29 protein-coding genes are annotated in these 23,662 nt (G+C 68.3%); 13 read left to right on the top strand and 16 right to left on the bottom strand.

Features of this window, described 5'->3' with window-relative positions:
* Window positions 1-6 precede the first annotated feature (6 nt).
* Together GXW83_RS02175 and GXW83_RS02170 are read left to right on the top strand one after the other, a co-directional pair.
* Window positions 7-1,239 carry an MAB_1171c family putative transporter gene (locus GXW83_RS02175; protein WP_182441179.1) on the top strand — a complete coding sequence of 411 codons (1,233 nt, stop codon included), beginning with the start codon at window positions 7-9 and terminating at the stop codon, window positions 1,237-1,239.
* The gene (locus GXW83_RS02170; protein WP_182441178.1) at window positions 1,236-1,853 is read left to right on the top strand and encodes a hypothetical protein; all 618 of its coding nucleotides are present in this window, start codon (window positions 1,236-1,238) and stop codon (window positions 1,851-1,853) included. Before GXW83_RS02175 ends, GXW83_RS02170 begins: the two co-directional genes overlap by 4 nt.
* A 22-nt stretch (window positions 1,854-1,875) precedes the next feature.
* On the opposite strand, the gene GXW83_RS02165 is transcribed toward GXW83_RS02170, so the two are convergent.
* From GXW83_RS02165 to GXW83_RS02155, 3 genes are read right to left on the bottom strand one after another with little or no spacing between them, the layout of a single operon-like run.
* The gene (locus GXW83_RS02165; protein ID WP_182441177.1) at window positions 1,876-3,066 is read right to left on the bottom strand and encodes a glycosyltransferase family 4 protein; all 1,191 of its coding nucleotides are present in this window, start codon (window positions 3,064-3,066) and stop codon (window positions 1,876-1,878) included.
* Entirely contained in the window at window positions 3,063-4,367 is a 1,305-nt protein-coding gene (locus GXW83_RS02160) for a hypothetical protein (RefSeq protein WP_182441176.1), read from the bottom strand. The genes GXW83_RS02165 and GXW83_RS02160 overlap by 4 nt, the downstream gene beginning before the upstream one ends.
* 39 nt (window positions 4,368-4,406) lie before the next feature.
* Complete coding sequence (locus tag GXW83_RS02155; RefSeq protein ID WP_182441175.1) at window positions 4,407-5,663, bottom strand: nucleotide sugar dehydrogenase; 1,257 nt, start codon at window positions 5,661-5,663, stop codon at window positions 4,407-4,409.
* A gap of 72 nt (window positions 5,664-5,735) precedes the next feature.
* Between GXW83_RS02155 and GXW83_RS02150 the strand changes: the two genes are divergently transcribed.
* Window positions 5,736-6,509, top strand: coding sequence for a glycosyltransferase family 2 protein (locus tag GXW83_RS02150; protein ID WP_182441174.1), 774 nt, complete (start codon window positions 5,736-5,738; stop codon window positions 6,507-6,509).
* On the opposite strand, the gene GXW83_RS02145 is transcribed toward GXW83_RS02150, so the two are convergent.
* From GXW83_RS02145 to GXW83_RS02105, 11 genes are all read right to left on the bottom strand, one after another.
* The gene (locus GXW83_RS02145; protein WP_182441173.1) at window positions 6,506-7,390 is read right to left on the bottom strand and encodes a TauD/TfdA family dioxygenase; all 885 of its coding nucleotides are present in this window, start codon (window positions 7,388-7,390) and stop codon (window positions 6,506-6,508) included. The genes GXW83_RS02150 and GXW83_RS02145 overlap by 4 nt on opposite strands.
* Window positions 7,391-7,449: 59 nt before the next feature.
* A complete protein-coding gene (locus GXW83_RS02140) occupies window positions 7,450-7,941 on the bottom strand; it encodes an NUDIX domain-containing protein (RefSeq protein WP_182441172.1) in 492 nt (163 codons plus the stop codon).
* Window positions 7,941-8,168, bottom strand: coding sequence for a helix-turn-helix domain-containing protein (locus GXW83_RS02135; protein WP_182441171.1), 228 nt, complete (start codon window positions 8,166-8,168; stop codon window positions 7,941-7,943). The genes GXW83_RS02140 and GXW83_RS02135 overlap by 1 nt, the downstream gene beginning before the upstream one ends.
* A gap of 73 nt (window positions 8,169-8,241) precedes the next feature.
* Complete coding sequence (locus GXW83_RS02130; protein WP_370466536.1) at window positions 8,242-8,943, bottom strand: M15 family metallopeptidase; 702 nt, start codon at window positions 8,941-8,943, stop codon at window positions 8,242-8,244.
* Window positions 8,944-9,000: 57 nt separating this feature from the next.
* Window positions 9,001-9,504 carry an NUDIX domain-containing protein gene (locus GXW83_RS02125; protein WP_182441170.1) on the bottom strand — a complete coding sequence of 168 codons (504 nt, stop codon included), beginning with the start codon at window positions 9,502-9,504 and terminating at the stop codon, window positions 9,001-9,003.
* A gap of 111 nt (window positions 9,505-9,615) precedes the next feature.
* The gene (locus tag GXW83_RS02120) at window positions 9,616-10,134 is read right to left on the bottom strand and encodes an ATP-binding protein (protein ID WP_182441169.1); all 519 of its coding nucleotides are present in this window, start codon (window positions 10,132-10,134) and stop codon (window positions 9,616-9,618) included.
* A gap of 20 nt (window positions 10,135-10,154) precedes the next feature.
* A complete protein-coding gene (locus GXW83_RS02115) occupies window positions 10,155-10,457 on the bottom strand; it encodes a hypothetical protein (RefSeq protein ID WP_182441168.1) in 303 nt (100 codons plus the stop codon).
* A gap of 213 nt (window positions 10,458-10,670) precedes the next feature.
* The gene (locus GXW83_RS34740; protein ID WP_255431273.1) at window positions 10,671-10,799 is read right to left on the bottom strand and encodes a hypothetical protein; all 129 of its coding nucleotides are present in this window, start codon (window positions 10,797-10,799) and stop codon (window positions 10,671-10,673) included.
* Window positions 10,800-10,879: 80 nt separating this feature from the next.
* Window positions 10,880-11,122, bottom strand: a complete 243-nt coding sequence (locus GXW83_RS02110) for a hypothetical protein (RefSeq protein WP_182441167.1) — start codon at window positions 11,120-11,122, stop codon at window positions 10,880-10,882.
* Complete coding sequence (locus tag GXW83_RS33680; protein WP_225447415.1) at window positions 11,119-11,322, bottom strand: DUF5999 family protein; 204 nt, start codon at window positions 11,320-11,322, stop codon at window positions 11,119-11,121. The genes GXW83_RS02110 and GXW83_RS33680 overlap by 4 nt, the downstream gene beginning before the upstream one ends.
* Before the next feature lie 362 nt (window positions 11,323-11,684).
* Window positions 11,685-12,221, bottom strand: coding sequence for an ATP-binding protein (locus tag GXW83_RS02105; protein ID WP_225446695.1), 537 nt, complete (start codon window positions 12,219-12,221; stop codon window positions 11,685-11,687).
* A 327-nt stretch (window positions 12,222-12,548) separates the two neighbouring features.
* Between GXW83_RS02105 and GXW83_RS02100 the strand changes: the two genes are divergently transcribed.
* A complete protein-coding gene (locus tag GXW83_RS02100; protein WP_182441165.1) occupies window positions 12,549-13,358 on the top strand; it encodes an SDR family NAD(P)-dependent oxidoreductase in 810 nt (269 codons plus the stop codon).
* A 10-nt stretch (window positions 13,359-13,368) separates the two neighbouring features.
* Here the strand turns inward: GXW83_RS02100 and GXW83_RS02095 are convergent, their stop codons facing one another.
* On the bottom strand, window positions 13,369-14,757 hold the full coding sequence (locus GXW83_RS02095; RefSeq protein WP_182441164.1) for a hypothetical protein: 1,389 nt from the start codon (window positions 14,755-14,757) through the stop codon (window positions 13,369-13,371).
* A gap of 210 nt (window positions 14,758-14,967) precedes the next feature.
* Between GXW83_RS02095 and GXW83_RS02090 the strand changes: the two genes are divergently transcribed.
* The 7 genes from GXW83_RS02090 (at window position 14,968) to GXW83_RS02060 (ending at window position 20,699) form a co-directional block, all read left to right on the top strand.
* Window positions 14,968-16,488, top strand: a complete 1,521-nt coding sequence (locus tag GXW83_RS02090) for a radical SAM protein (protein ID WP_182441163.1) — start codon at window positions 14,968-14,970, stop codon at window positions 16,486-16,488.
* Window positions 16,469-17,182, top strand: a complete 714-nt coding sequence (locus GXW83_RS02085; RefSeq protein WP_225446694.1) for a hypothetical protein — start codon at window positions 16,469-16,471, stop codon at window positions 17,180-17,182. Before GXW83_RS02090 ends, GXW83_RS02085 begins: the two co-directional genes overlap by 20 nt.
* Window positions 17,179-18,003 carry a hypothetical protein gene (locus GXW83_RS02080; RefSeq protein ID WP_182441162.1) on the top strand — a complete coding sequence of 275 codons (825 nt, stop codon included), beginning with the start codon at window positions 17,179-17,181 and terminating at the stop codon, window positions 18,001-18,003. The genes GXW83_RS02085 and GXW83_RS02080 overlap by 4 nt, the downstream gene beginning before the upstream one ends.
* A 17-nt stretch (window positions 18,004-18,020) precedes the next feature.
* The gene (locus tag GXW83_RS02075; RefSeq protein WP_182441161.1) at window positions 18,021-18,839 is read left to right on the top strand and encodes a PfkB family carbohydrate kinase; all 819 of its coding nucleotides are present in this window, start codon (window positions 18,021-18,023) and stop codon (window positions 18,837-18,839) included.
* A 23-nt stretch (window positions 18,840-18,862) separates the two neighbouring features.
* Window positions 18,863-19,816, top strand: coding sequence for a nucleoside 2-deoxyribosyltransferase (locus tag GXW83_RS02070; protein ID WP_182441160.1), 954 nt, complete (start codon window positions 18,863-18,865; stop codon window positions 19,814-19,816).
* On the top strand, window positions 19,813-20,313 hold the full coding sequence (locus tag GXW83_RS02065; protein ID WP_182441159.1) for a hypothetical protein: 501 nt from the start codon (window positions 19,813-19,815) through the stop codon (window positions 20,311-20,313). Before GXW83_RS02070 ends, GXW83_RS02065 begins: the two co-directional genes overlap by 4 nt.
* Before the next feature lie 80 nt (window positions 20,314-20,393).
* Window positions 20,394-20,699, top strand: a complete 306-nt coding sequence (locus tag GXW83_RS02060; RefSeq protein ID WP_182441158.1) for a MazG-like family protein — start codon at window positions 20,394-20,396, stop codon at window positions 20,697-20,699.
* Window positions 20,700-20,787: 88 nt separating this feature from the next.
* Here the strand turns inward: GXW83_RS02060 and GXW83_RS02055 are convergent, their stop codons facing one another.
* Window positions 20,788-21,075, bottom strand: coding sequence for a hypothetical protein (locus tag GXW83_RS02055; RefSeq protein WP_182441157.1), 288 nt, complete (start codon window positions 21,073-21,075; stop codon window positions 20,788-20,790).
* Window positions 21,076-21,166: 91 nt separating this feature from the next.
* On the opposite strand from GXW83_RS02055, the gene GXW83_RS02050 reads away from it, so the two are divergent.
* Window positions 21,167-21,826, top strand: coding sequence for a helix-turn-helix domain-containing protein (locus GXW83_RS02050; RefSeq protein ID WP_182441156.1), 660 nt, complete (start codon window positions 21,167-21,169; stop codon window positions 21,824-21,826).
* Entirely contained in the window at window positions 21,823-23,427 is a 1,605-nt protein-coding gene (locus GXW83_RS02045) for a tyrosine-type recombinase/integrase (RefSeq protein ID WP_182441155.1), read from the top strand. Before GXW83_RS02050 ends, GXW83_RS02045 begins: the two co-directional genes overlap by 4 nt.
* Window positions 23,428-23,662 lie beyond the last annotated feature (235 nt).

Raw genomic sequence — 23,662 nt, 5'->3', positions numbered from 1 at the left:
ACGAACATGAGCGTAATCGATCTGAGTGTGGGAATCGCCCTGTGGGCGATCACGATCTGGCGAGCGCCGGGGGCCTGGCGGAGCAAGGAGAAGCGGTCTTTGTGGGCAGCCTTCTTCGTGCTTGCCCTAGAAATGTGCTTCGCTACGGATCCCGCTTCGCGGTGGCTCGACAGAACCGTCGGTGTCAACAGCTTCTCTGCGCTTCTTAAGCAGGCGGCTGCGGTTGCTGCTGCCGCTTTCGTGGTGGATTTTCTGGCTGCCGCAGCGGCGAGTTCACGACCGTCCACCACAGCGGTCCGCCGACGGCTGATGCGTATCGGCGTCGTCGTCCCGACAGTCACGCTCGCGGTGATGGTCACACTGTTCGCTCTAGCCGACCGGCCGCACGAAGCCGTCGACCTGTTGACGACCTATCCGCACGACTCCACGCTGCTGGCATACGTCCTCGCTTGGACGACGTACTTCGGCTGGGCCATGCTGACCGCTTCACGGCTCTCGTGGCTGTGGTCACGCAGGCCAGGGCCCGCGCTGCTGCGCCGGGGACTGCGGCTCATCTGCCTCGGCACAAGCATCGGCATCGTCTACGCGGCGCACCGAGCGTCCATGCTGATCTTCGCGAGACTCGACGTCCACCCGGTGCCCGCGAAGGCGGACACCGCGTTGAACGGCCTCCTCGCTCTGGTTCCCCTGCTCCTGATCTCCGTCGGGAGCAGCATGCCGGCCTATCCGAAGGCCAGGACCGCGGTACTTCAATACCAGTGTCTGATCAAGCTCTACCCGTTGTGGGACCACCTCAGCGAGGCCGCTCCACAGATCCGCTACAGGCCCAGGCGGCATCGACTGCACGACGCCCTGGACATCCGCGGAGTCCGCGACCGCCTGTACCGGCGCACCATTGAGATCCGTGACGCCATGCTCATCCTGAACGGCAACGCGCCCGTCTCCGTGCGGTTGCGGGCAGCGGACCACGTCGAGGATGCGGGGCTGGTTGGCAAGGCAGCCGCCACGGCCGCTGACGCATGCTGGCTCCGGGCCGCCCGCGAGGCGCACTCCGCCGGTCTCTCCCGAGCAGGCAATCCCGAGGCACCCTCACAGGCCGGAGACGACCTCGACACCGAGGCCCACCTGCTGCTGGAACTGTCCGACGCCTACTTCTGCGACATCGCCACCACCTTCGCCCGAAACCATGTCGAGCGCCTCAGCGCCACCCGTTCTACCGTCTCTGGAGCCACCCCGTGACCTTCGCACCGCCACCGCCGCCTGCCTTCTCGGACTGCACCCCAGCACAGAAGTCCGCCAAGATCATCACGGATATCCTCGCCCCTGCCAACCTGGTCATCGCACTCCTGCTCCTCGTCGGATGGCACAGCACTCGCTCCTGGGCCGGACTCGGCTGGGGCCTTCTGGCCGCCCTCTTCTGCGGCATCATCCCCATCAGCATCGTGCTGCTCGGGGTCAAGCGCGGTGGGCTCACCGACAAGCACATCCGGGTCCGTCGCCAACGGGTCGTCCCTATGGCCCTCAGCCTGGTTTCTGTCGTAGTCGGCATCACCCTGCTCTACGTACTCGGCGCACCCGCGGGCGTCTCCGCACTGGTGGTCGCCATGCTCGTCGGCCTCGTGTCCTCCCTGCTCGTGACCGTCAAGTGGCAGATCTCAATCCACAACTCGGTAGCTGGCGGAACCGTGATGATTCTGCTGCTGGCTTTCGGCCCCTGGATGCTGCCCACCGCCCTCGGCGCCGCCGCGATCGGCTGGTCTCGCATCGTCCTCAAGGCCCACACAATCGCGCAGATCCTCGCTGGTACCGCGCTAGGAGGTATCGCAGCTCTCACCTTCGCCTTGATGCGATAGGACGCCGCGTTCGGCCATGTCGTCACGGCCTTCGGTTCGGTGTCTGGGGACGGCGGGCGGCTGTCCGGTTCAGCAGCAGGGTGTGCCAGCGGGGCGGTGACCCTGGGCTGTTTCCCCGGAGCGTCAGCTCGCGCAGTCGGCGGCCGGTGGTCGCGATGTCGTACCGGCGGGCGTTGTCGAAAGCCGCCTTGGCCAGGGTGTCGTGCCGATGGACGTCGCGGCCCAGGTCGTCCAGAGCTGCGGCCAGCGAGTGGGGGTCGCCGGGGATGTAGGGGACGCCGCCGATTCCGAGGATTTCTCTCGCACCAGGAAGGTCGGAGTAGACCACGGGAAGTCGGTGGGCCTGGGCCTCGACGGCGACGAGGCCGAAAGCCTCCAGGCCCCGGGTCGTGAAGACGAAGGCGTCGAATTCCGGCAGGCGGCGCCATAGTTCGGCGCGCGGCAGGAACGGGATGAAGTGAACGCGGTCGCTCAGTCCGAGTTCGGCGGCCCGCCGCTCCAGGTGCTGCCGCAGGATTCCGTTGCCTATCACGGTCAGGTGGTGCGGCTGGTCGGTCAGGGCGAGGGCCTCGACACCGGTGATCGTGGCCTTGTTCTCGTCCAGGCGGCCGGCGTGGACCAGGGACAGTGGTCCGGTTCGGGTGGGCGGGTGGTCGCAGACCTGGACGTCGCCCAGCGGGATGCCCCAGGGGATGACGTTGAGGCGGTCGGTGAGGCGGCGGCCGGTGAGTCGGTCGATGCGGTCGGCGAGGGCGTGGGTCGGGACGATGATCACGGCGCTTGCGGCGGCGACCTCGTTCAGGGTCTCGTTCTCCCACCGGCTGCGCTCGGCGACGATCACGTCGGGGCCGTGGGCGATGGCTGTGACGGGGATGGTGCCCGCTGCCCGGGTGAGCGCGAGGCTGAGGGCGAAGCCGAGATACTGGGCGTGGATGGCCGCCGGCCGGATCTTGTCGATGAGCGCGGCGACCTCGTCCGTCAACGCGTCGACGTAGGCGTCGTAGTGCGGTCCGTGGGGGCGCTTGACCGTGGTGAGGGTGATCAGCTGGTCGAACGAGTGCGTCCAGGTCTGGTCGACTGGTGCCCTGCCCAGGAAGGTCGTGTGGAACTCGGGTATCGCGCCGTAGAGATCGTTGACGAGGATCGCGCTTCCGGACGAGGGCGCGGCGGGGCGGTTGATGCCGGTCAGGATGTTCACGTGCTTGGCGGTCATGCGGAGACTCCGTCCTCGCGCTGACGGGGAGGTGCCCACCAGGTCGCCAGGTGCGGCGTGAACACCGCCTGGACCTCCTCGGTCGGGTGCAGGTAGCCCTTGCCGTCCCGTTCTGCCGTCCACACGCGGACAGGCGCTCGGGGGTAGACGGGGTGAATTCCGATCTCTCCCTTGGGGAGGGTTCCGTTGAAGGGGGTGGGTATCCCCTCGCTGTTCCAGTAGGCCCATGCCTCCAGTGCCTTGGCCTTCTCGAAGCAGTGGTAGAGCTGCGCGTAGCGGGCCATGTACCGGATCTCGCGGAAGACGATCTGGCCGATCAGTCCGGGAGCGGCCTCCAGGATCGTGTCGAGGTCGGCGCCCTGGAAGGTAACGGATGCCGCGTCCTGGGACGGGTGCAGTGCGGTGCGGGCGAGCAGGTGGGACAGCCGTCGCCGGACGTACTCGGCGGCTCCCGGGCTGAGGTCCGGTTCTATGCCGTCGATGAGCTGCACGAGCCGGTCGTGGCGCGGTGTGAAGCGGGCCAGGTCGAACAGTTGGTCCATGGTGTCCACGGCGGCGAAGGCGAGTCTCTTGTAGAGCCAGTTGTTCAGCTCTCCCGCCTGGGCGTAGGTCTTGGTCTCGGGGGTGACGGAGTGGAGCATCAGGTACTCGGACAAGACCTCGAAGTACAGGTAGCCGAGGAACGGGACCGCAGGCACGGCGGCGGAGAGCTGGTCGATGAAGTCGGGTGCCGCGGTGGCGTGACCGGTGGCGTTGCGCAGCGCGACGTCCAGGAACGGGGCGGCGGCGCGCAGGCCGGCCAGCACGGAGCGGACGAGCTGGTCGTGCTCGACCGGGGTGAGGAAGCTCTGGTAGCGCTGGTAGGTGCGCAGGTGGATGGGACCGAGATGCAGGTAGTCGATTCCCTTGGGCCGGATCGGGGCATCCGGGGCGACCTCGAAGACCAGGGGCCGGGCGAAGGGCTTGGTCTTCATCAGGTAGGCGCCGAGGTTGTGCGGGCGCAGCCCTTGGCGCTCGGCGGCGAGGGGTGAGCAGTACAGGGCTCCGACCAGGCATCCGGTGGAGACGTGCAGTTGCCCACTGGCGCGGATGGCGTTGATGTCCCTGGTGGTGTGCAGCAGGTACATCGGCTGTCCGCTGAGCAGCGCTTCGGTCATGGCGTTGTTCCGTAGGAGCCAGCCGTTGGGCGTCGCCTCCAGGTGCTGGCGCCAGTCGCTCTCGCTGTCGGTCAGCGACGCGGGAGCGCGGTGCTGCACGGGCATGGTGTAGTCCGTGTGGGCGTCTTCCCATTCGTCGCGCACGAGGACTCCCGGGGGCATCGGGTCGGTGGTTTCGAGGAGCTAGAGGGTCTCGACGTTCGGTCCCGACAGGCGGTTTCGGCAGTCGAGGACGTAGCGAGCGTGGCTCTCGATCGCCGGGAGGTCGAACCGGGCGTGGTCCATGAGGAGCACCACCGCATCGGCGGCGGCGATCTCTTCGGCGCTCGCGTCCACCAGGGGCACCTTCAGTTGGGCGGCCTGATCCTCGGGGACGTTCGGGTCAGCGCCGCGGACCTCGGCGCCGAGGCCGGCAAGCAGGTGGGCGACGCGCGCCGAGGGCGACGCGCGCAGGTCGGTGGCGTTGATCTTGTAGGTGAGGCCGAGCAGCAGGATCCGGGATCCCGCGACGGGTATGCGGCGCCTGTCGAGTGCGTCGGTGACCCGCTGGACGACGTAGAAGGGCATGCGGCGGTTCACGTCGATGGCGAGTTCTACGAACCGGAACGGGACGCCGAGGTCGCGCTGGACCTTCCAGGACAGGAACACCGGGTCAACGGGCAGGCAGTGGCCGCCGACTCCCGGGCCGGGGGTGAACCGGGTGAACCCGAAGGGCTTCGTCGCGGCGGCGTCGATCGCCTCCCAGACGTTCACGCCGAGGGGAGCGGCCAGCGTCGCCAGCTCGTTGACCAGGGAGATGTTGACGAGCCGGAAGACGTTCTCGATCAGCTTGGCCATCTCGGCGACCTTCGGCCCGGACACAGGCACCGTGGTCTGAAATAGGGTGTCGTAGAACCCCTTGACCGCGTTCAGGGATTTCGCGTCGATTCCGGAAACCAGTTTCGGTGTCGCGTCGAACGAGAATTTCTTGTTCCCGGGGGCGATGCGCTCGGGACTGAAGCCGGCCATGAACTCCGCTCCGCCGGTCAGCCCTGAAGCCTTCTCCAGGATCGGCAGCAGCACCTCTTCGGTGGTGCCGGGGTAGGACGTGGACTCCAGGACCACCGTCGCGCCGGGGCGCAGGTGCCCGCCCAGTACCTGGGCGCAGGACTCGACGTGGGTCAGGTCGGGCACGCCGTCGCGCAGCGGAGTCGGGACGGTGATCACCGCGATGTCGAAGCCGGCCAGCGCGGCGGGGTCGGCCGTCGGGGTGTAGGCACCGGATTCCAGTACCGCGAGGAGCTGTCGGGAGGGCACGTCCTCCACGTACGACTCAGCGGCGGTGAGCCGCTTGATACGGTGCAGGTCCACGTCGTAGCCGACGACGCGATGGCCTGCCTCGGCGGCGCGCACGGCCAGCGGCAGCCCCACGTATCCCTGCCCGGCGACGATGACCTTCATGAACGGCTCCTAGGGTGCGAGGGGTGCTCGATTACAATCCGTGCTGTTTCCGTCGTTACTGGGAGGAGAGCCGTGCCGCTCGTCTCTGTCGTGATGCCCGTGCACAACTCGGCGGCGACACTCGGCGCGTCGGTACGCTCCGTGCTCGCGCAGACCCACTTTGACGTGGAGCTGCTGGTCACCGACGACGCGTCCACTGACGGCTCCATGGACCTGCTGCGCGACCTGGCCCGCCAGGACGAGCGGGTGCGCCCGCAGGCGGCGCCCGAGCAGGGCGGCGCGGCCAGGGCCCGCAACCTCGCCCTGGCACGGGCGCGGGGCGAGTACGTGGCGTTCCTGGACAGCGACGACATGTGGCTACCCGGCAAGGTGGAGCGGCAGCTCGCGTTCGCCGCCGAGGGTGACGCGCCACTGACGTTCACCTCCTACTACCGGGTCGATGGCGACTACGTGGGTGAAGCCGCCGACTTCACGCCGAACGGGCGGGTGGTCGCCGCGCGGGCGATCGTGACGTACCGCGACATGTTGGTGCAGGACCACATCGGGGCGCTGACCGCGATGTACGACCGGACCGTGCTGGGCACGCGGCTGATGCCGGACATGCCCAAGCGGCAGGACTACGCGCTGTGGCTGTCGATCATGCGCGGGGGGCACCCCGCCCGGGGCCTGGAAGAACCGCTGGCGGTCTACAGGGCCGGGCGGGCGGGGTCGCTATCCTCGAACAAATTGGCGTTGGTGGAGCACAACTGGCGGCTGTACCGGAAGCACGAGCACCTGTCGGTACCGCGGTCCGCGCTGGCGCTGTACGGGGCAGCGTGGCACTCGCTGCGCAAGTCCCGGATCTAGGGCTGGGCGCTGCTGCGCAGAAAGAGCTGCTGCAGCAGGCGGCGCTCCGGCTCGGGGACTCTATCCTGGCCGTCGGCGAGCGGTTCACGGCCGTGAACGTAGCGGTGCTGGTTCACGATCAAGAGGTCACCGCGCTGGAGCATGACGGACTCCTGCCCGGCGGTCATCTCGTCCGAGAGTTCCTGGGCCGCGCGGGCGTGCGCCTCATCCGCGCCGGGCTCGCTGAGCATCTTGGCGGTGAACCGGACCCAGTCGAGGTCCTCGGGGTCGCCGTCCAGGACCGGGAACGGCCTGTACTCCTTCCCGACGTCGGACAGCTCGAAGAACCGCCCGTAGCTGTACGCGGGCTCGGCCAGCAGGGCGCGGCTCGCGGGCGACAGGCGCGAGACGGCCGCGTGGGCATCGGACAGAATGCTCGCCCCAGCACCGAGCGAGTCGGGCCGGACGCAGAGGAGCACGGTGTAATCCGGCGGGCGGGTGGCGTTGACCAGGTCGATGTGGAAGGCGTTGTAGCCGGTACCGCTGGTCATGCCCGGGTTCTTCTTGAGGTTGGTGCCGATCGGCTTCCACAGCGAGAACCGCTGTATGGGCTGGAACGGGGTTGCCACCTCGGTGAGGATCGCCGTCACCAGCCGCAGGAACTGGTCGCCGGTGTCCAGCGCTTCGGCGATCTTCCCCAGGCGCACGATCGCGTATCCGTCGCCGAGAGCGTGGCGAAGGCTGCTGGTCGTCTCCTTGGACAGCGGGGCCGAGGCCAGCTCGGCGCCGTAGCGCTCAATCGTGGAAGCGGACAGGAACGTGCCCTCCATGCTCCAGGCGGGCAGGGTGCCGGCGAGGGCGGTCAGTGCGCCCTCAAGCTCGTGCGGCAGATCGACGAACATGCTGATCCTTTCAATTGACGTCCGCTCCGGCCGGGTGGCGGAACCGGTGAGGAAGCAGCTCACAGGCCGAGGTAGTAGGGCACCCCGGTCCGCCGCGCCTGGTCCATCAGCACGGTCTGCTGGTACGTCTCCGGTCCCATGGGCTGCTCCCAGTGCTCTAGGGGCAGGACGCGGAACTCGGAGTGCTCGTCGGGGTCGAGCCGGATCGCGTCGACCTGGTCGGGGGTGAGGATGCCGCCGTCGAAGCACACGCCGATCTTCAGGTACGGCCAGCTGTCCCGACCGGGCGGCGAGATCTGAAGGCCGAGAAAGACGGGGTCGCCGGTGAACCGGATGCCGGTCTCCTCGCCGGTCTCGCGGACGGCGGTCGCGAAGGGCTCCTGGTCGGCGTGGTCGTACAGGCCGCCGGGCATCTGCCAGCCGAGCTCCTGGCGGGCGGCGAGCATCGCCAGCGGCCAGCCTTCGGCGTTGGTGAAGTACAGCCAGCTGTAGAGGTTGGCCGGCGGAAGCTGGCGGGCGAACTGCTGCGGCGGGATCCATTCCCTGGCCATCAGCTCTTCCTCCTCACGTTGTTCTTGCCGCCGCGCGGGCGCAGCGTGACGTTGTTGTCCACGAGTACGCGGTAGATCGCTCCGTACGAGCGGCCGGTCTCCTTGCAGATCTGGCGGATGCTGGCCGGGTGGCCATACGCCTTGATCACCTGTTCCACGAACTTCTCGCGCTCCTCGCCCTTCAGCTGGGTGCGGGGCTTTATGCGCGGCAGGTCAAGGTCCACCATGTCCTCGTCTCGTTCGTAGTTGTGCGGGGGAAGTCGGTGCGAACAGGTCCGGTGAGCGGTCCGGTCCTGGCCGTCAGCGCCGCTGACCGGTGCTGTCGTGAAGGCTCGGGGTGGGTCCGTAGATCGCTGCGCGCCGGTCGGTGGCCATGGCCCAGTAGGGGTCTCCGTAGCTCCACTGCCACCACTGGAGGCCGTTGTTGACCAGCCCCGCGCTCTCCAGGACCCGGCACAGCAGCGCCCGGTTGGTGCGGGCCCGCTCGGTCAGGTCGGCCGCGCGGGTGAAGCAGTCCCCCTCGCTCTCCTCGGGGGTGGCTCCGACCCGGCTTCCGAGGTCCAGCTCGCGGCCGTTGGCGGTCACCAGGGTCACGTCGACCGCAGCGCCAGCTGTGTGGGGTTCGATCTCGGACGGGCTGACGAAGCGGCTGGTCGCGGCGTGGAGCTGTTCGTCGTCCCAGTGCGAGTTGCGGGCGCGAAGTGCGTCGGCGTACTCGCGGAAGTACCGGTCCTGGAGGCCGGGCGGCCGGTAGCCCTCGATGACCAGCAGCAGGGTGCCCGACGGGAGCGCAGCCTGGGCCGCGAGGAGCAGGCCCGCGACGCTGGAGCGGACGTGCGCGTAGGCGCCGGACAGGTCCTGCCTGCGCGGGTCCACGGTGATGGAGTTCTCAAGCCGCAGGTCGACCAGGCGTTCCCCGCATTCCTGGACGGGGATCGCGGTGATCCGCGGGGCAGACATCAGGATGGCCCTGGTGCGGCCGACGGCCGGCGCTGTGCTCACTTCTGGCTCCCTTGGGCGGTCGTGGTGAACAGGACGGTTCGGTGGTGGGCTCGGGCGCTACAGAGCGACTCCGTCTTCGAGGTAGACGACCTGCCGGGCGGCGACGACGGCCAGGAGGTGGGCGGCGTTCGCGCTCTCCATCAGGGCCGGCCGGGCTACGTCTCCCGGCTGCCACCAGGCGTGCCCGAGGAGTTCGTCCTCGGGCACGGTGATCCGTTCGGCGTTGTCCCTGGTGACCGTGGCGCCGAAGGTCGTGAGGTGGCAGGGGTAAGCGTTGTCGGGGGCACCGGGCCACAGGGCGGACTTCGCCGTCAGCCAGTGAACGCTGAGCAGCGCCCCCATCACGATGGGCACTCCGAGTTCCTCGGTCCCTTCGCGGTAGGCGCAGGCCATGGGCGACTCCCCGGCTTCGGTCGTGCCGCCGGGGAGGACCCACAGGCCCGAGCGCCGGTGGTGGACGAGGAGTACGGTGCCGTCCGGTCGGCGGATCAGCACGTTCGCGGCGGCGGGGAACAGGGCGCGCTCGCGGGTCTGCTCGGGGTTCGGGGTGGGCTGGGGCACACGGCTCTCCGGAGGATTCGGAGTCGGCAGATGCCGACTGGCTGTCGGTACGGGGGAAGTGGGGTGTCCGGTACGGGTCACGGCCAGGCGGGCCGCACCGGACTCCCCGGCTCAGGTGGCCATCGCCAGTGGTCTGCTGTCGATCGGCGTCAGGGGCCAGTTGGCGTAGAGCTGGGCCTGGAGCTGCGCGCGGTGCCGCTGGCGGGCTTCTCGGTCGGGGCGGTGGCGCCGCAGCGCGCTGGGGCGCGGGGGGATGCGTAGCAGCGTCCAGACGCGCTTCCCGCCGTGGGGCAGGCGTTCGGCGCCCCACTTCAGCGCCATGCACTCGACGAGGAGCAGGCCCCGCCCGCCCTCGCGTTCGTCGTCGATGGGACGGACGACGGGCATTTCGTCGCTGGGGTCCGACACTTCGATGTAGACCTCGCCGCGGCGGGCGATGATCCCTATCTCGATGATCGGAGCGCGGTAGGTGCTGCGGCCGTGGACGATGGCGTTGGTGACCAGTTCGCTGACGACGAGGCGGATCGAGTCTCGGGTGTCCTCGTCGAGCCAGAAGTTCCAGGCCAGGAGCTGGAAGACGGTGCGGTCGCGGATGATGACGACGATGCCCTCGGCGGTGGTGTCGATCATCCAGCGTGCGCCCCGGGCCGTCATGACGCTGGCCGCGCGGGAGGGAAGGTGTCGCCGAAGTCCGGCGACCAGAAGGGGTCGTGGTCCGCGAAGACCGGCGGCTGGAGGCGGGGGGCGCGGGCGGGCGTGAACGCGAGCCAGCCGGCGAGGACCACGACGGCGGCCTGGAGGGCTTGGGCCCGTGCGATGGCCGAGCCCCTCCGGGATCGGCGCGGCAGCAGGCGGGGCACCTCCGCAACCTGACGGACCGGCAGGCGAGAGGCGGGGCGGGCCGACGAGGCGAACCAGTCGTACGGGGTGGTGATGCTGGGGGGATGGGTCATCGCTTCTCCTGGCAGAAGGCGGGGAGCTTGGTGCTGCCGCTGCCCGGCCCGGTTTGGGGGGTACCTGGCTGGGCCGGGCCGCGGGTCTTGGAGTGCCCAACCGGGGCGGGGCCCGGGTGGCACGGGGGTGCGGGTGGCGGGTGGCACGGGGGGCAGCGCGATCCGCTCCCGTGCCGGTCGCTCAGGCTGGACTCCCCAGATTCCGGTCCGGCCCTAGCGGCGCGCTGCCTGGTCAGGGGCAGGTCTGGGGTCGGGCGCGTGGCCCAGGAGCAGCTTCAGGTCGTCGCCGGTGGCGTAGGCGTTGCGGTACAGCGTCGCGGGCTGCCGGTCGGGGTAGGCCATGACCCGGTTGGTGCTGACCGGGGGCCTCACCGAAGACACGGGGGCTGCCGGAGGTAAGGGCTGGTCGGTCGACACGTCGTCTACTTCTCTCGGTAGGGGCTGTTCGGCCGGGCTTTGGCCGGGGCCGTGGTGCCGGACTGGGCGGCGTGCTGGAGGGTGTCGCAGGGCCAGTAGTCGCAGCCGGCCGAGCACCTGCGCGTTTCGGGGACGAAGCCGTGTACGGCGATCACCGCGTAGAACTCCGCGTCCGCCATCGGACTGCCCCTGTCTCGTTGTGCGGTGATGTTCGGGATGGTGGTGGGCCGCACAGGCAACTGGCTCACCTCGTCACCTCCGAGACGGCGCCGGCGGGACGCTGCGGGCCGATGACCCTGCCGTCCGGCAGGATCTGTCCGGTGTCCTCGAAGAGGACGATGCCGTTGCACAGCAACGACCACCCTTGCTCCGGGTAGCCTGCAATCGAGCGAGCGGCCTGGCCATCCGGGCAACACGCGCCGGGACACTCCGGCCTGTGCTGGCACATCGTCAAGTCCTTCTCCTAAAGGCACCCTCGCCGTCGGAGCCAGGCTCAGGACCCACGGGAGAGGTCCGTAGACGACGGCAAGGGTGCCGCTTTTGGTGGGTGATGATGATTCGTGGTGCTCAGCGGGCCACTGCTTCTCGTCGACCCGAGCACTGGAACTACCGCTTAGCCGAGCCAGATCACTGCGACTCATCGTTCGACGGGCCTCGGATAGCGACTGGGCGGTGGCGAGGCGACGTGGCTATCTCTTCCTGCTCGTCGGCACCTACCATCCGCACGCCATCGAACAGGCGACGCTCCCAGGACGACAGTTCCCTGGCGACCCGAGGCAGCGGTCTGATTTCCCCTGTCCCGTCCACGCCTCAGAGGCCCCTGACTCCGACGAGAACGCGGCCGATCACGTTCGGATTGACTCGTACGGCCTTCCCCTGACCGCTCACCGGAGGCCGACCAGGAGAGGGCGTCGGCCTCCCGTCGTCACCAGCTCGACTCTCTGGGACAAGCCCGACCTCCGCCCACACCACCTTGCCGGGCAGGCTGCCAGCCGGATAGTGGCCCCAACGCCGGCTCATGACGGCGACGATGAACACTCCCCGGCCACCAGTGGCCTCGACTCCGACCTCCTTCAGAACCGGCGGCCTCGTGTCGCGGTCCCACACCGACACCCTGACGGCGTCGCCGATGATCTCCAGGGCGATCTGGAAGGTCTGCACCTTGTTCCGCCGAGAGAACAAGGAGGCTTGCTCCTCGCCCTCCTTGGGGTGCCGCACAGCGTTGGTGGTCAGCTCTGACACGAGGAGTTGCACCATCTCGACGATGTCAGGGTGCACGCCCCAGCAAGAGAGGACATCGGCCGCGTGCAGCCGTGCCAGGCCGACGGCGGTGGGCGTGTCCGCCAAGGTGAGACAGTTGCGTGGGGGTGGTGCCTGGGACACGGTGTGCCTCCCGAGTTGGGAGAGGAGCGCGGGGTGCGTTCGCTGGCTCTCGCTCGCTTTGTGATGGGTACCGCTGGACCCGGCTTCAGCGGTTGAGCACTGGCAGAGGGACATCCCGGGTTCACGTCGTCTCCGGATCCGCAGGGCCGGTGCCGGCTGATTGCCGACTGCACGGGTTGCCTCCGGATCGGGTACGTCCATAAGAGAACCGCGCTGTCGTCCCGCTAAGAAGGGTGCAGGGAGGATGTCTACGGCCACACGGGGTGGCACGGTTGGCGGAGGGTTGTACGAATGGTGAGCGCAGGGCATGACCGCGGACAGCAAGCGATGGCGGGACGATTCGTAGGGCGCCGCATTGTGGTGACGGGCGGCTCCAGAGGACTGGGCGAGCGCGTCGTGCGCCTACTCCTCACGGAAGGAGCGCATGTGGCGACGTGCGCCCGGAGGGCGGAGCCGTTGGAGACGCTCCGCAGCTCGCTCGACTCCCCCGGCGCGCTGTTCACCCGCGCTCTCGATGTCTCCGTCCCGCAGCTTCTGGAGCAATTCGTGGAGGACGCCGCATCAGCACTGGGCGGCCTCGACGGCGTTGTTGCGTGCGCGGGCGGTGCACGTGGTCAGGGAATCACCGAGGCAACGGCCCAGGACTGGTCGGCGACATGGGAGATGAACGTCGGCCATGTAGCCCGGCTAGTGGCGACGAGTACACCTCACCTGCGGACGGCCGGTGGGGGGTCCATCGTCGTGGTGGCCTCGGTATCCGGGTGGAAGCCATCACCGCAGGCCCAGTACGGCGCCGCGAAGGCCGGCCAGATCCACATGGTGTCCTCCCTCGCGAGGGAGCTGGGTCCGGAAGGCATCCGCGTGAATGCGGTCTCGCCGGGGTCGATGCTCATCCCTGGCAAGCGGTGGGACCGGATGCGCCAGGACGACCCGCCCGCCTTCGACCGATTCCGCGCTGAGTTCCCGGGGCGGGAGCTGGTGCTGCCAGAGGAGGTCGCGGACGTGATCGCCTTCCTGCTCTCGGATCAGTCGCGAGGGGTGACTGGGGTCAACCTTCCCGTCGACAAGGGGCAGAACGCGCCGACGCCTGGAGGGTACTGAGGCGAAGCGATCAGGCCGCTGTGCCGAGTATCGGCCGCGCCTTCCGGTCGAAGTCGCGGACGACTGGTTCGGCTCGATGCGGGGCGAGGCGCGCGCGGAAGTCACGCAGGGCCTGCACACTGCGCTCGCTGTGAACTCCAGCCAGCAGATCCAGAGAAGTACTCGCCGTGCCGACTGCCTCGTCCAACCGGCCCTGCTGGAGGAACGCCGTCGCGAGCACCGAGCGGCTGATCGCCTGGCGACGGCGACGTTCACTGTTCGCCTCGACGGACGCCATGGCGAGTCGCTCGGCCTGTGCCGCCTCGCCGAGGTCGCGGTGGACCAGGGCGGCCTCGGCTTCCAGATAGTGGTGATCCAGAAAGCGGACCCAGGGGGATTCCTCGGCCGGTCCCCGGCTGATCTCCAGTCGTCCGCTGGCCGCGTGCAGCGAGGCCGTAGCCTGGCGGGAGTCTCCGAGAACCGCGTAACCGCGGGCCGCCATGGCGTGCAGGCGCATGAGCCCGAGAGGACTCCCCGCCGACCTGGCGGTCGCGATACCCGCCCGTGCCAGCGAAACCCCTTCGGTGGGATTCCCCAGGCTGGTGGCGAGGTGGGACATGCCGGCCAGAATCTGACCACCGAGCACTCGGTCGCCGCCCTCGGCACACAATCTGAGCGCCTGGATCATGTAGCGCTCGGCCAGTCCGTAGTCTGCGGAGTCGTACGAGCACCAGCCAGCCATCGCCGCCAACTTCGCGGCCGAGGTGTACAGCAGTCGACGCTGGTGAGTGGGCAGGTTGCGCTGCTGCAGCATGGGCACGAGCTTGGTGCTCAGGTAGTGCACGATGCTTTCCCGGACTCCGCCGCCGCCGAAGCGGTTGTCCATCTCGTCGAACATCTCGATCATCGCCTGGACCTGCTCGACGGGACCACTACCCGCGACTGCCGCGAGCCGGGGAGCCTGTTCGTCCTCCAGTAGCCACAGCAGCCATTGCCGTTGCGGGTCCAGGAGAGCAGTCGCGATGTATGGCACCGCGCCGAGGAGGCTGCGCCGAGAGACGTCGGTGGAGCCGAGCTCCGCGAGCGTGTGCAGTGTTTCACCCACGTCTTCACGGTACGTCAAGGCCCTTGCAACCACCGGCTTCTGGGGCTGCTCTGCGTAGCCGATGTCAACGGGGGCAACGGGACGACCTAAGAAGCCTGCCAGCGCGGCGGCGATGAACTCAGGGGTGCGGCCCTTCGGCGTCATCCCTTGCAGCCATCGCGTCACCGACGCCTTGTCGTAGCGGGTCACGATCCCCTGAAGCGAACCGAGTTCGTTGACTTTGCGGGCCAGGGCCGCGTTTGAGCAACCGGCCTCCGAGAGGACGGCCGTAAACGCAGCGGTATTGGACTCGCTGGTCCCCCTCGCACTCGCCATGTGTAGATGATGCCTTGCGGATCACCCTCTGTCCCAGGGTTTGGACGCAGAGCCATGAGTGTGCAACCCCCGTACAACCGAACAACCCTGCCGCCCTCTCCTCCGGAGCTCTGCCTGCACTGAGACTGAGAGAGCTGCGGGCTGACAGCACTTCCGGCGAAGACACCACTGGAACATCGCCGACGCCCTCAGTACCGGAGGGAGAACACCATGCAGCCTGTAGTGATCTTGGACTGCTTCACCGTCGAGCCGAGTGGCCTCGGCGTGCCGCCGTACCTGTCGACCTACGTCCGGAACGCCTGGTCGGCGCTCAGGCGCGCGCGGCCGGAGGCGGATGTGCGGTACTTGACCATCGACGACGTTCGCTGGTGTCTGGCCGGCGGCAAGCCCGCAGTCGAACCGCCCCAGAGCGATCCGTTGACTTATTCGACTACCGCCAATCGCGACGCTGCCATTCGACTCCTGCGAGATGCGGAGATCGTGGTTGTCGTAGCCGGAGACGCGGTTCCGTCTGTCCACCTGCACGCCGTGAACGGGTCTCTGGAGGAGATCGCCCGCGCGCTCGCCTGTACGCGAGGGCGCCGGTACCTGCTCGGACCCCTGTCCACCTACGCTCTCGCCGCTCCTGCGGAGTACGCCGGACTGTTCGACGCCGTCCACACCCACACCGTGACGTCCGGCGACCTACTGCTCGGCAGTCAACGCCCGGCCGATTACGGGCAGATGCAGCGCGACCGCGAGTCGTTCACCGGCCTGGTCGAGCAGATGCCCTGGCGCCCCATCGCCGAGCTGGAGTTGTACCGCGGCTGCACCCGGAGGAAGTTCTGCGACTTCTGCAACGAACCGGCGAAGTCCCCCATGGTCGCCTTCCGCGAGGTCGACGACGTCGTCGCCGAGGCCGCTCAGCTCTACGCGGCAGGAGTGCGGAACTTCCGTCTCGGCCAGCAGACCTGCTTCTTCTCCTACCGCAACCGGGACGAGGACGCGATCCGCGCCCTGCTCGGCGGAATCCGGGAGCACTGCCCTGAGCTGGAGGTGCTCCACATCGACAACGCGGACCCCCTCGCTGTCGCCGCGCCCGTGGGCCTTCGGATCGCGAAGCTGGTGGCGGACTACTGCACCGAGGGCAACTGCGCGCCGATGGGGATCGAGAGCTTCGATCCGGTGGTCATCGAGCGGAACACCCTCACCTGCACGCCTGAGATCCTGGTGCGTGCCATCGAGCACGTGAACGAGGCGGGTGCCGCCCGCGGTCCTGGTGGTCTGCCGATGCTCCTTCCGGGCCTGAACCTGATCTACGGCCTGCCCGGTGAGACCCATGGCACCCACGTGGCGAACCTCCGGGGCCTGGCTGGAATTCTCGATGCCGGCCTGCTATGCCACCGCACCAATGTCCGCCTGGCGAGGGCCTTCCCCGGCACCCCGCTGGCAGCGCTCGGCGAACTGGAACCACTGCCCTCGGCTGAGCACTTCCCGTCATGGAAGGCCGACATCGACTTCACCTGGGATCAGCCGATGAAGGAGCGGGTCTATCCGACCGGGCTGCGCGTGCCTGGCCTCCACTCCTACTTCATCGGCCAGGGCGGCACCTGGTGGAGGAGGCTGGGCTCGTACTCCATCCAGATCGTCGAGCGCGAGGCAGCGGTTCCGCTCGGCACAACCGGCGACCTCGTCGTCACCGGCCACGCACCCCGCATGATCTACGGAGAGCGTGTTGCAGCAGCTTCCTGACGGCACACTCGCCACGCTGGCCGCCCTGGACGCGGCGGCGGACCGCACCCTACGTACGGGGCTCCTACTGCCTTGGGCCAACGTGGCGGTGGAGACTGAGCTGTCCCGCCTCGGTCTGCGCCACACGGTGTTCCACCACGCTCGGCTCGTACCCGCGTCAAGGACGACTGCGGTCGACGCCTCGTTCTGGCACGGGCTGCGCGAGGCGTCAGCGCAGGCCATGGATTCCTTGTCGCACATTTCGCTCGACACAGTGGTCCTGGCATGCACGTCGGCGGGCTTCACCGACGGCCCGCCGCTACCGAGCGGCCTGGTCACTGCCTTCGACGCCCTGCTGCAGGCTCTCGCCGAGGCAGCCGCGCGGCGCATCGTGCTGGTCACGCCCTATCCGGCTCCGGTGACCGCGGCGGAAGCGGTGGCGCTCTCCGAGGCCGGCGTCGAGGTGTTGGCGTACGTGAGCCTGGGGCTGGACGACGGCTATGCCCAGGTCACACCGGACCAGGTTCTCGGCCTGGTGCAGCAGTTGCCGAAGGAGGCGGTTGAGTCGGCCGACACGATAGTGCTGTCGTGCACCGGGTGGCACACGCTGCCAGTGGTGAGCGAGTTGGAGCGCCGACTCAGAAAGCCGGTGTTCTCGTCCAATCTCGCCATCGCGCTTCTGGCCGCCCGAGCCTGTGCTGGAGTCGCTTCATGACGACTGAGCGTGCGAAGACGACAGCTCTTGAGATCCGGCGCGTCCACCGGCTGGTCGCTGCTGCCGCGAGCCTGCCTGACGTCCAGGCGGCGGTCGAGGCCAACCACGACGAGAACCGGTGGTGGCCGACCTCGATCAGCGACCCTCGGATGCGTATGCTCGCCGCAGGCTGGTCCACCCGCGTCTCCTACCGGATGGTGGAGACCTACGCGCGGGTCATCGCCTCGGCAGACGCACTGGGATTCGACAGCCTCGTCACCGCCGAAGACGCTGAAGTGGCTGCTCTGGCGAGGCCCATCGGCCTGCCACAGTCCCGGGTCGACTACCTTCGGTCCCTTGCCGAGCTTCTCCGTAACTGGGACAAGGAAGGCGTCGACCCGACCGCCGACCTGGTCGACTGCGACGATCTCGTGGGCGACTTTGCGGAGCGGGTCCGGGGCGCGTCGTACAAGGTGGCCCAGTGCGCACTGCTCACCGCACGCGGGTACCACTGCGGGATCATCCCGGTGGACTCCGGCATGGTCACGAGGTTGGCACCTGCGCTGGGCCTTGTCCTTCCGTCCGGCTCCATCGCCCACGAGCGCATGCGCTATGTCCTTGAGGCAGCTGTGCGCGCTCGCTCCGCCGAATTCCGCGCACTGATCGCCGAGCACGGGTACCGGGTCACCGTCCCCGACGGGGTGGAACCGACCTGGTGGGTGCACCTTGTGCTGATCTACTTCAAACGCCTGTACCTCAACCGCCCAGCTCCGCAGGTCTGTAGTCGGCGGCCAGTGTGCACCAGAGTCGTCGACTGCCCGCACTGCACGCGTCGTGCATGAGCTTCTGGGGGGGGACCGTGGAACGGCTCGATGTGATCGGCAATATCAGCCTCGACGTGACCCACTACCCAGACCACCGGGGTGGGTCTCGGCTCGGCGGGGCAGCTGTGCTGCTTGCGGTGGCCGTCGTGAGTGCTGGCGGCCGGGCTGCACCGGTCTGCGTTCTCGGTGACGACCTCGCTCACCTTCCGCTGGCCCCGGAGTTCGAAGGGGTCGACTGGTCCGCCAGCGTCCAGGGTGACGGAGCCTCCACCACCTTCGACCTGCAGTACGACCTGGAGGGCGACCTGGTGGCCGTCCGCTCCAACTACGGAGTGGCCGACGGCCTGACTGCGCACGCGCTCAGGCATATCGGCCGGCATCCGCGCGATACCTACCACGTCTGCTGCCGCCGACCGCTGGACGTGGAGGCGATCCTGCGTCAACTCGTCCAGCGCCGCTGCGCCTTCAGCGTGGACTTCTTCCTGCCGAGCGCGGAGGCAATGATCCGCGCAGCCGCCGCCTGGCTGCCGATGGCGAAGACGTTGTTCGTCAACGCAGCCGAGTACCGGCTCCTGGAGCAGGTAGTCGACACCAGCACCCTTCGGGAAGTGATCGTCACCGACGGGCCGCGCGCCGCCGTGGTGCGGCACCTCGGGCAACAGTCTGCCTCCGCCGTTCCCCCGCCGCATCCTCCACGCGAGGTCGCGGGTGCTGGAGACACCCTGGCCGGTACCTTCCTGGCCCTCCGTGCGCAGGGCGCGACGACTGCCCTGGCGTTGGCAGAAGCGACAGCAGCCGCATCCCGGCACGTCGCCGCCCCTCCGCTTCCGATCCCCGCGCCTCGCCGCGCCTGACCACCGACTTGGGGGCCTTTCCGGTGTCCGTCTACATAGCCCACCGGCTCTTTGCCGCCCACGACCGCGCTCTCGCCGCTGACCTCGCCCAGCGAGTCGCCGCGAAGGTCGGCCCCGACCGCGTCTTCCTGCCGTTCTGCGACACCGACGAGGAGGACCTGGTCGCCGAGGTGAAAGGGCGCCGCCTGTTCGAGCTGGATCGCGAACGCCTCGGACGTCTCGACGCTATGGTCGCCCTCCTGCACGGCCCGAGCCTCGACGACGGGGTCTGCATGGAAATCGGCTATGCCGCCGCCTCCGGCATCCCGGTCATCGTGGTCACCACCGACTTCCAGACCTACTCTCTGACCGAGGCCGGCCCCCGGTTCGAATTTCCCGACCCCATCCTTCAGGCCGTGGCCACCAGCATCGTGCGCGTCACCCGTCTCGGCGCACCTGCCCTCCCATCCGTCCCGGCCCACTCCCGGTTCACAGGGTTCCAGTCGCGCAACACGGCCCAGACCGGCACAGCCCTCGACGCTGCCGTCGACGCCCTCCTCGACCTGCCCGATCGTGCTCCCCAGCTCGTGGGGGCGCCTGCGGTTATCGGTGCACCGGTCTACGTCGAGGCGTCGCCGTATACGGCATGGGGCCGGGACCACCTGGCGAAAGCCTGTGTGGATGCCGGGCACACCGTGGTGGTGCCGGCGCGGTTCACCGCAACGGACCCGATCGCCGGGGCTCTGGCTGACCTGACCGCGGTGTGCACTGCTGCCCGGTTTCTGGCCGACGTCTCCGGCCCGGAAGCACCTCCGGGAACCGCCGTGCTCATCGGCGCGGCCGTGGCAAGCGGCGTACGGATTGCGGCCTTCCAGCCGCGCCCGACGTTCACACACGCGCATGGCCGCGAGCCCAACTGGCGAAACCTCATGATCCAGTACGCGGCCGAGACCCACCTCGACAACGGCGACGCCGTCCTGTCCTGGCTTGCCGCATGAACCTCGACGAGATTGCCGGCGAGCACCAGACACTGGTCCTCGAAGGCTGCGACGGGGTCGGCAAGAGCACGCTCGCCGAGCGCTTATCCACCCACCACGGCTTCGCCGTGGTGCACTCACCCAAGACACCGGACCACCTCGACCTGGCCAGCCGCTATCGAGGCATCCTCGCCGGGACCGGACCCATCCTCTTCGACCGGTGCTTCATCAGCGAACTCGTCTACGGCCCACTTCACCGAGGCCGGTCCCGAATCAACTGGAGCCAGGCCATCGATCTCGCCGAGAGCGTGATCGAGCGTTCCGGAGTGCTCGTTCACCTGACCGCACCTCCAGCCGTCATCCGCCAGCGGCTTCTCTCGCGCGACGGTGAGGCCGTCAGCCTGGACGAAGTGTCTGCTCTGGTTACCGGCTACGAGCGCGTCTTCTCCACCCTCGCGGACTACGCCCGTGTGCTCACTGTCGACACCACAACCCTCGAACTCCCCTCGACCGGGTGACTGCGCGGAGAAGTAGACGCGCCGGCAAACTGCTCCCGCTAGGCTTCGGGAGCACCAGCTGCACCGGCGCCGGAGGAGTCTTGGAGATCGGATCCGCCCAGAAGCTCGCCTGGGAAAACAAGAACCTCAAAGGGTTCAACACCACAGACGTGGCCTTGGAGTTCGGCCTTCTCAGCGCCGAGGTAGGCGAAGCCTTCACCGCCTGGCGCAAGGGCTTGCCCGACCTTGGGGAGGAACTGGCCGACGTCTTCCTCTACCTGACGGCGCTGGCCGAGATGAACGGCGTGGACCTCGCTTCCGAGGTAGCCCGGAAGATCGAGAAGAACACGCGACGTACGTACGAGCGCAACCAATACGGAGCACAGATTCGAACCAGCGAGGCGTAAGCCCTCGCCGATCTGCGGTGCTCTGCGTGAACCCGCATAGATGCGGGCCCCGGCATCCGCCGGGGCCCGCATCCGTTGTTCGCCAGGGCTACGCGGCCAGGCTGTGGTTCTCGTTTCTGCCACCTCCCTGGTTCCCAACACCCTGGTGACGCTCCACTCCCAGCAGCTTCAGCAGGTCTGCCGTCACCACTCGATAGGCGTTTCCGAGCCGAAGAACCTTGACCGGATACTGCCCCAGCTTGGCGAGTCCGTAGCCGGTGGACCGGCCGATCATCAGTGCCCGGTTCGAGGTGTCGAGGTCGATCACGGCGGGGAGGGCGAGCAGCTCGTCGCCTGTAAGCCCTCGCCCCTCATCGGACGACTCGGATGCCTTCATGATGCCCTCCTGGGAGATCCTGATGTCATGGTGACGCCACATGTGTATCACGGAGTTGCGGCAGCACCTTTGGGCCACCTAAAGTGTCACCATGACATCTGATCAATGGCCGACAGCGTTCACCGGTCGGATCGCCCAGCGACTGCGGGACTCGCGCAAGGCCGCCGGCCTCACCATGGCCGAGGTCGCCCAGGGGTGCGCCGACCGCGGCTTGCCGGAGTTCACCGAGCACTCGATGAAGAACCTGGAATCCGGCCGCAAGACAAGCATCACCATCGCCGACTTCTTCGTCCTGGCGGACGTCCTGGGCGTCCCGCCAGTGACCCTCCTCTTCCCGCTCGGCACCTCAGCCACAGTCGAGGTTCTCCCGGGCAAGGAGGTGTCCACCTGGGACGCCGTCGCGTGGTTCACCGGTGAGACTCCCCTGGATGAGGCCGCCCCCGAAGGCACCGCGCGGGACACCCTCGACGCCTTCCGCCACCACGGTGACCTAGTGGCTGCCGCGACGTCCTCCTACACCCTGGCCAAAGAACGGCGGCGAGCGGCGAGCACCACCTTGGACCGGGCTCGTAGAGCCACCCTCCTCCAGCGCGCCGAGGGCTACGAGGAGCACGCATTCGAGGACGCCAAGGAACTGCGGACGTTCCGGAGCCGGATGGGCGAGCGCGGCCTTACGCCCCCGGCCCTGCCCGACGAGCTGGCCTTCGTCGACCAACCTGAAATACCTAACCACCCGGAAGATGGCGAATGAAGAACGGCACCACAACCCGGCGGTGCCGGTGCACGGACCCGGAGACTGGCAAGGATCTCGGTGCCTCGTGCCCCAAGCTCACGTCGCGGCGGCACGGGGTCTGGACGGTTTTCCAGGAGTTGGACCCGGCCCAGGACGGTCGCCGACGCCGGTTCCGTCGCGGCGGCTTCGACTCCTCCACCAAGGCTCAGGAGGAGCTGGACAAGGTCCGCGCTCTCATGGCCATCCCCGAGGAGGACGACCCCTGGGGCAAGACCCAGATCAGCGACCTCATAGAAAGCTGCCTCAAAGAGAAGGAAGCGCTCCCGGACTACGACGAGACCCGTCGCCGGTTCCAGTCCGGGCAGACGCTCAACTCCAAGACGACCATCGGCGAGTGGCTAGACACCTGGCTCGCCGGACGTAAGCGCCTCCGTCGGGGAGGAGTGACCCGCTACGAGTGCGACATACGCGTTCACCTCAAGCCGCACCTCGGCCACCTGCGGCTGGACAAGCTGCGGGTGCACCACATCAACACGATGTTCGACTCGATCAACGAGCGCAACATCGAGATCCAGGAGCAGAAAGCCCAGCGGCGCGCTGTGCGCGATGAACTCAAGGCCACACCGAACAAGGGCGCGGAGAACAGGGCCCGCCGCAAGTGGCTCCAGGCTCAACTCGACGCGATGCCGCCCTTCCGGCGCATCACAGGTCTCAACACGCAGCCGCACATTCGCGACACCCTGCGAGCCGCCCTGAACATCGCCATAGCCCAGCAGGTGATGCCCGCCTTCAACCCCGCAGCGCACGTCGAGCTGCTGCCGGGCACCAAACCGAAGGCCCTCATCTGGACCGAGGAACGGATCGCCCACTGGCGCGAGACCCGCGTCAAGCCCTCGCCGGTCATGGTCTGGACCCCGGAGCAGACCGGTCGGTTCCTCGACTATGTCGCCGAGGACAGGCTGTACCCGTTCTGGCGGCTGATCGCCTTCCGTGGCACCAGGCGCGGCGAGTCGTGCGGGGTTCGCTGGGTCGACCATTCGGCCTCCGCGAAGTCCCTCGCCATCGCCACCCAGCTCGTGCAGGACGGCTGGGAGATCCATGAGGGCGCTCCCAAGACCGACTCCGGCATACGCCTGGTCGCCCTCGACGACGAGACCGATCAGCTACTGCTCGCCCACAAGGCCCGTCAGCAGCAGGAGCGGCTCGAATGGGGTGACGGGTGGGTCGACACCGGCCGCATCTTCACCCAGGAGGACGGCTCGATCCTCCACCCGGGGAAGGTGTCCGATCTCTTCGAGCGCCTGGTGGAGGCCGCAGGGCTTCCACCCATTCGCCTCCACGACCTTCGCCACGTGGCGGCCACGCTCATGCTCGCGGCGGGGGTCGACATCAAGGTCGTCTCCGAGACGCTCGGACACTCGGACACTCGGGTGACCCGGGACATCTACCAGGCTGTCCTGGACGACCTCGCGCGCGACGCCGCCGAGAAGGTCGTGCAGCTCGTGCCTCGGTCCCGGAAGCCCCTCACGGTGGTCAAGGACGCCGAGGCCGCGCCTGCCCGCCCGAGGATGTCCCCGCCCCGGAAGGCGAAGGAATCGGCCGAGGAACGCTCTGCCTGAGTGAGCGATCGAGTGGAGCCCCGGTCAGCTGGAATCTGACCGGGGCTCCGGCATATGGGCCGCCGAGTGCCGAATCCGGCGGGGTCCGGGTGCCGGTGATCGCTCAGCTGGCGCAGGCCGACGAGGACTTCGTCGTCCAGACGGCCACCACCCGCCCGGCCAAACTCTGTCAGCCGTACCCGCTAACCCTCCTGGAGATCCGTCGATGAAGCCGAAGTTGTGCGCCATCGACACG

It is taken from the genome of Streptacidiphilus sp. PB12-B1b, from assembly GCF_014084125.1.
Taxonomy (GTDB): Bacteria; Actinomycetota; Actinomycetes; order Streptomycetales; family Streptomycetaceae; genus Streptacidiphilus.
Note: the sequence above shows the minus strand (reverse complement) of the source record. Positions and strands in the feature narration are given on the sequence as shown.

What these genes read in the sequence shown, in the direction of transcription:
- GXW83_RS02175 (WP_182441179.1), top strand. Translation starts at nt 7, where the DNA reads ATGAGCGTAATCGATCTGAGTGTGGGAATCGCCCTGTGGGCGATCACG.
- GXW83_RS02165 (WP_182441177.1), bottom strand. Translation starts at nt 3,066, where the DNA reads ATGACCGCCAAGCACGTGAACATCCTGACCGGCATCAACCGCCCCGCC.
- GXW83_RS02155 (WP_182441175.1), bottom strand. Translation starts at nt 5,663, where the DNA reads ATGAAGGTCATCGTCGCCGGGCAGGGATACGTGGGGCTGCCGCTGGCC.
- GXW83_RS02145 (WP_182441173.1), bottom strand. Translation starts at nt 7,390, where the DNA reads ATGTTCGTCGATCTGCCGCACGAGCTTGAGGGCGCACTGACCGCCCTC.
- GXW83_RS02140 (WP_182441172.1), bottom strand. Translation starts at nt 7,941, where the DNA reads ATGGCCAGGGAATGGATCCCGCCGCAGCAGTTCGCCCGCCAGCTTCCG.
- GXW83_RS02135 (WP_182441171.1), bottom strand. Translation starts at nt 8,168, where the DNA reads ATGGTGGACCTTGACCTGCCGCGCATAAAGCCCCGCACCCAGCTGAAG.
- GXW83_RS02120 (WP_182441169.1), bottom strand. Translation starts at nt 10,134, where the DNA reads ATGATCGACACCACCGCCGAGGGCATCGTCGTCATCATCCGCGACCGC.
- GXW83_RS02115 (WP_182441168.1), bottom strand. Translation starts at nt 10,457, where the DNA reads ATGACCCATCCCCCCAGCATCACCACCCCGTACGACTGGTTCGCCTCG.
- GXW83_RS34740 (WP_255431273.1), bottom strand. Translation starts at nt 10,799, where the DNA reads ATGGCCTACCCCGACCGGCAGCCCGCGACGCTGTACCGCAACGCCTAC.
- GXW83_RS33680 (WP_225447415.1), bottom strand. Translation starts at nt 11,322, where the DNA reads ATGTGCCAGCACAGGCCGGAGTGTCCCGGCGCGTGTTGCCCGGATGGC.
- GXW83_RS02100 (WP_182441165.1), top strand. Translation starts at nt 12,549, where the DNA reads ATGGTGAGCGCAGGGCATGACCGCGGACAGCAAGCGATGGCGGGACGA.
- GXW83_RS02095 (WP_182441164.1), bottom strand. Translation starts at nt 14,757, where the DNA reads ATGGCGAGTGCGAGGGGGACCAGCGAGTCCAATACCGCTGCGTTTACG.
- GXW83_RS02090 (WP_182441163.1), top strand. Translation starts at nt 14,968, where the DNA reads ATGCAGCCTGTAGTGATCTTGGACTGCTTCACCGTCGAGCCGAGTGGC.
- GXW83_RS02080 (WP_182441162.1), top strand. Translation starts at nt 17,179, where the DNA reads ATGACGACTGAGCGTGCGAAGACGACAGCTCTTGAGATCCGGCGCGTC.
- GXW83_RS02065 (WP_182441159.1), top strand. Translation starts at nt 19,813, where the DNA reads ATGAACCTCGACGAGATTGCCGGCGAGCACCAGACACTGGTCCTCGAA.
- GXW83_RS02055 (WP_182441157.1), bottom strand. Translation starts at nt 21,075, where the DNA reads ATGAAGGCATCCGAGTCGTCCGATGAGGGGCGAGGGCTTACAGGCGAC.
- GXW83_RS02050 (WP_182441156.1), top strand. Translation starts at nt 21,167, where the DNA reads ATGACATCTGATCAATGGCCGACAGCGTTCACCGGTCGGATCGCCCAG.
- GXW83_RS02045 (WP_182441155.1), top strand. Translation starts at nt 21,823, where the DNA reads ATGAAGAACGGCACCACAACCCGGCGGTGCCGGTGCACGGACCCGGAG.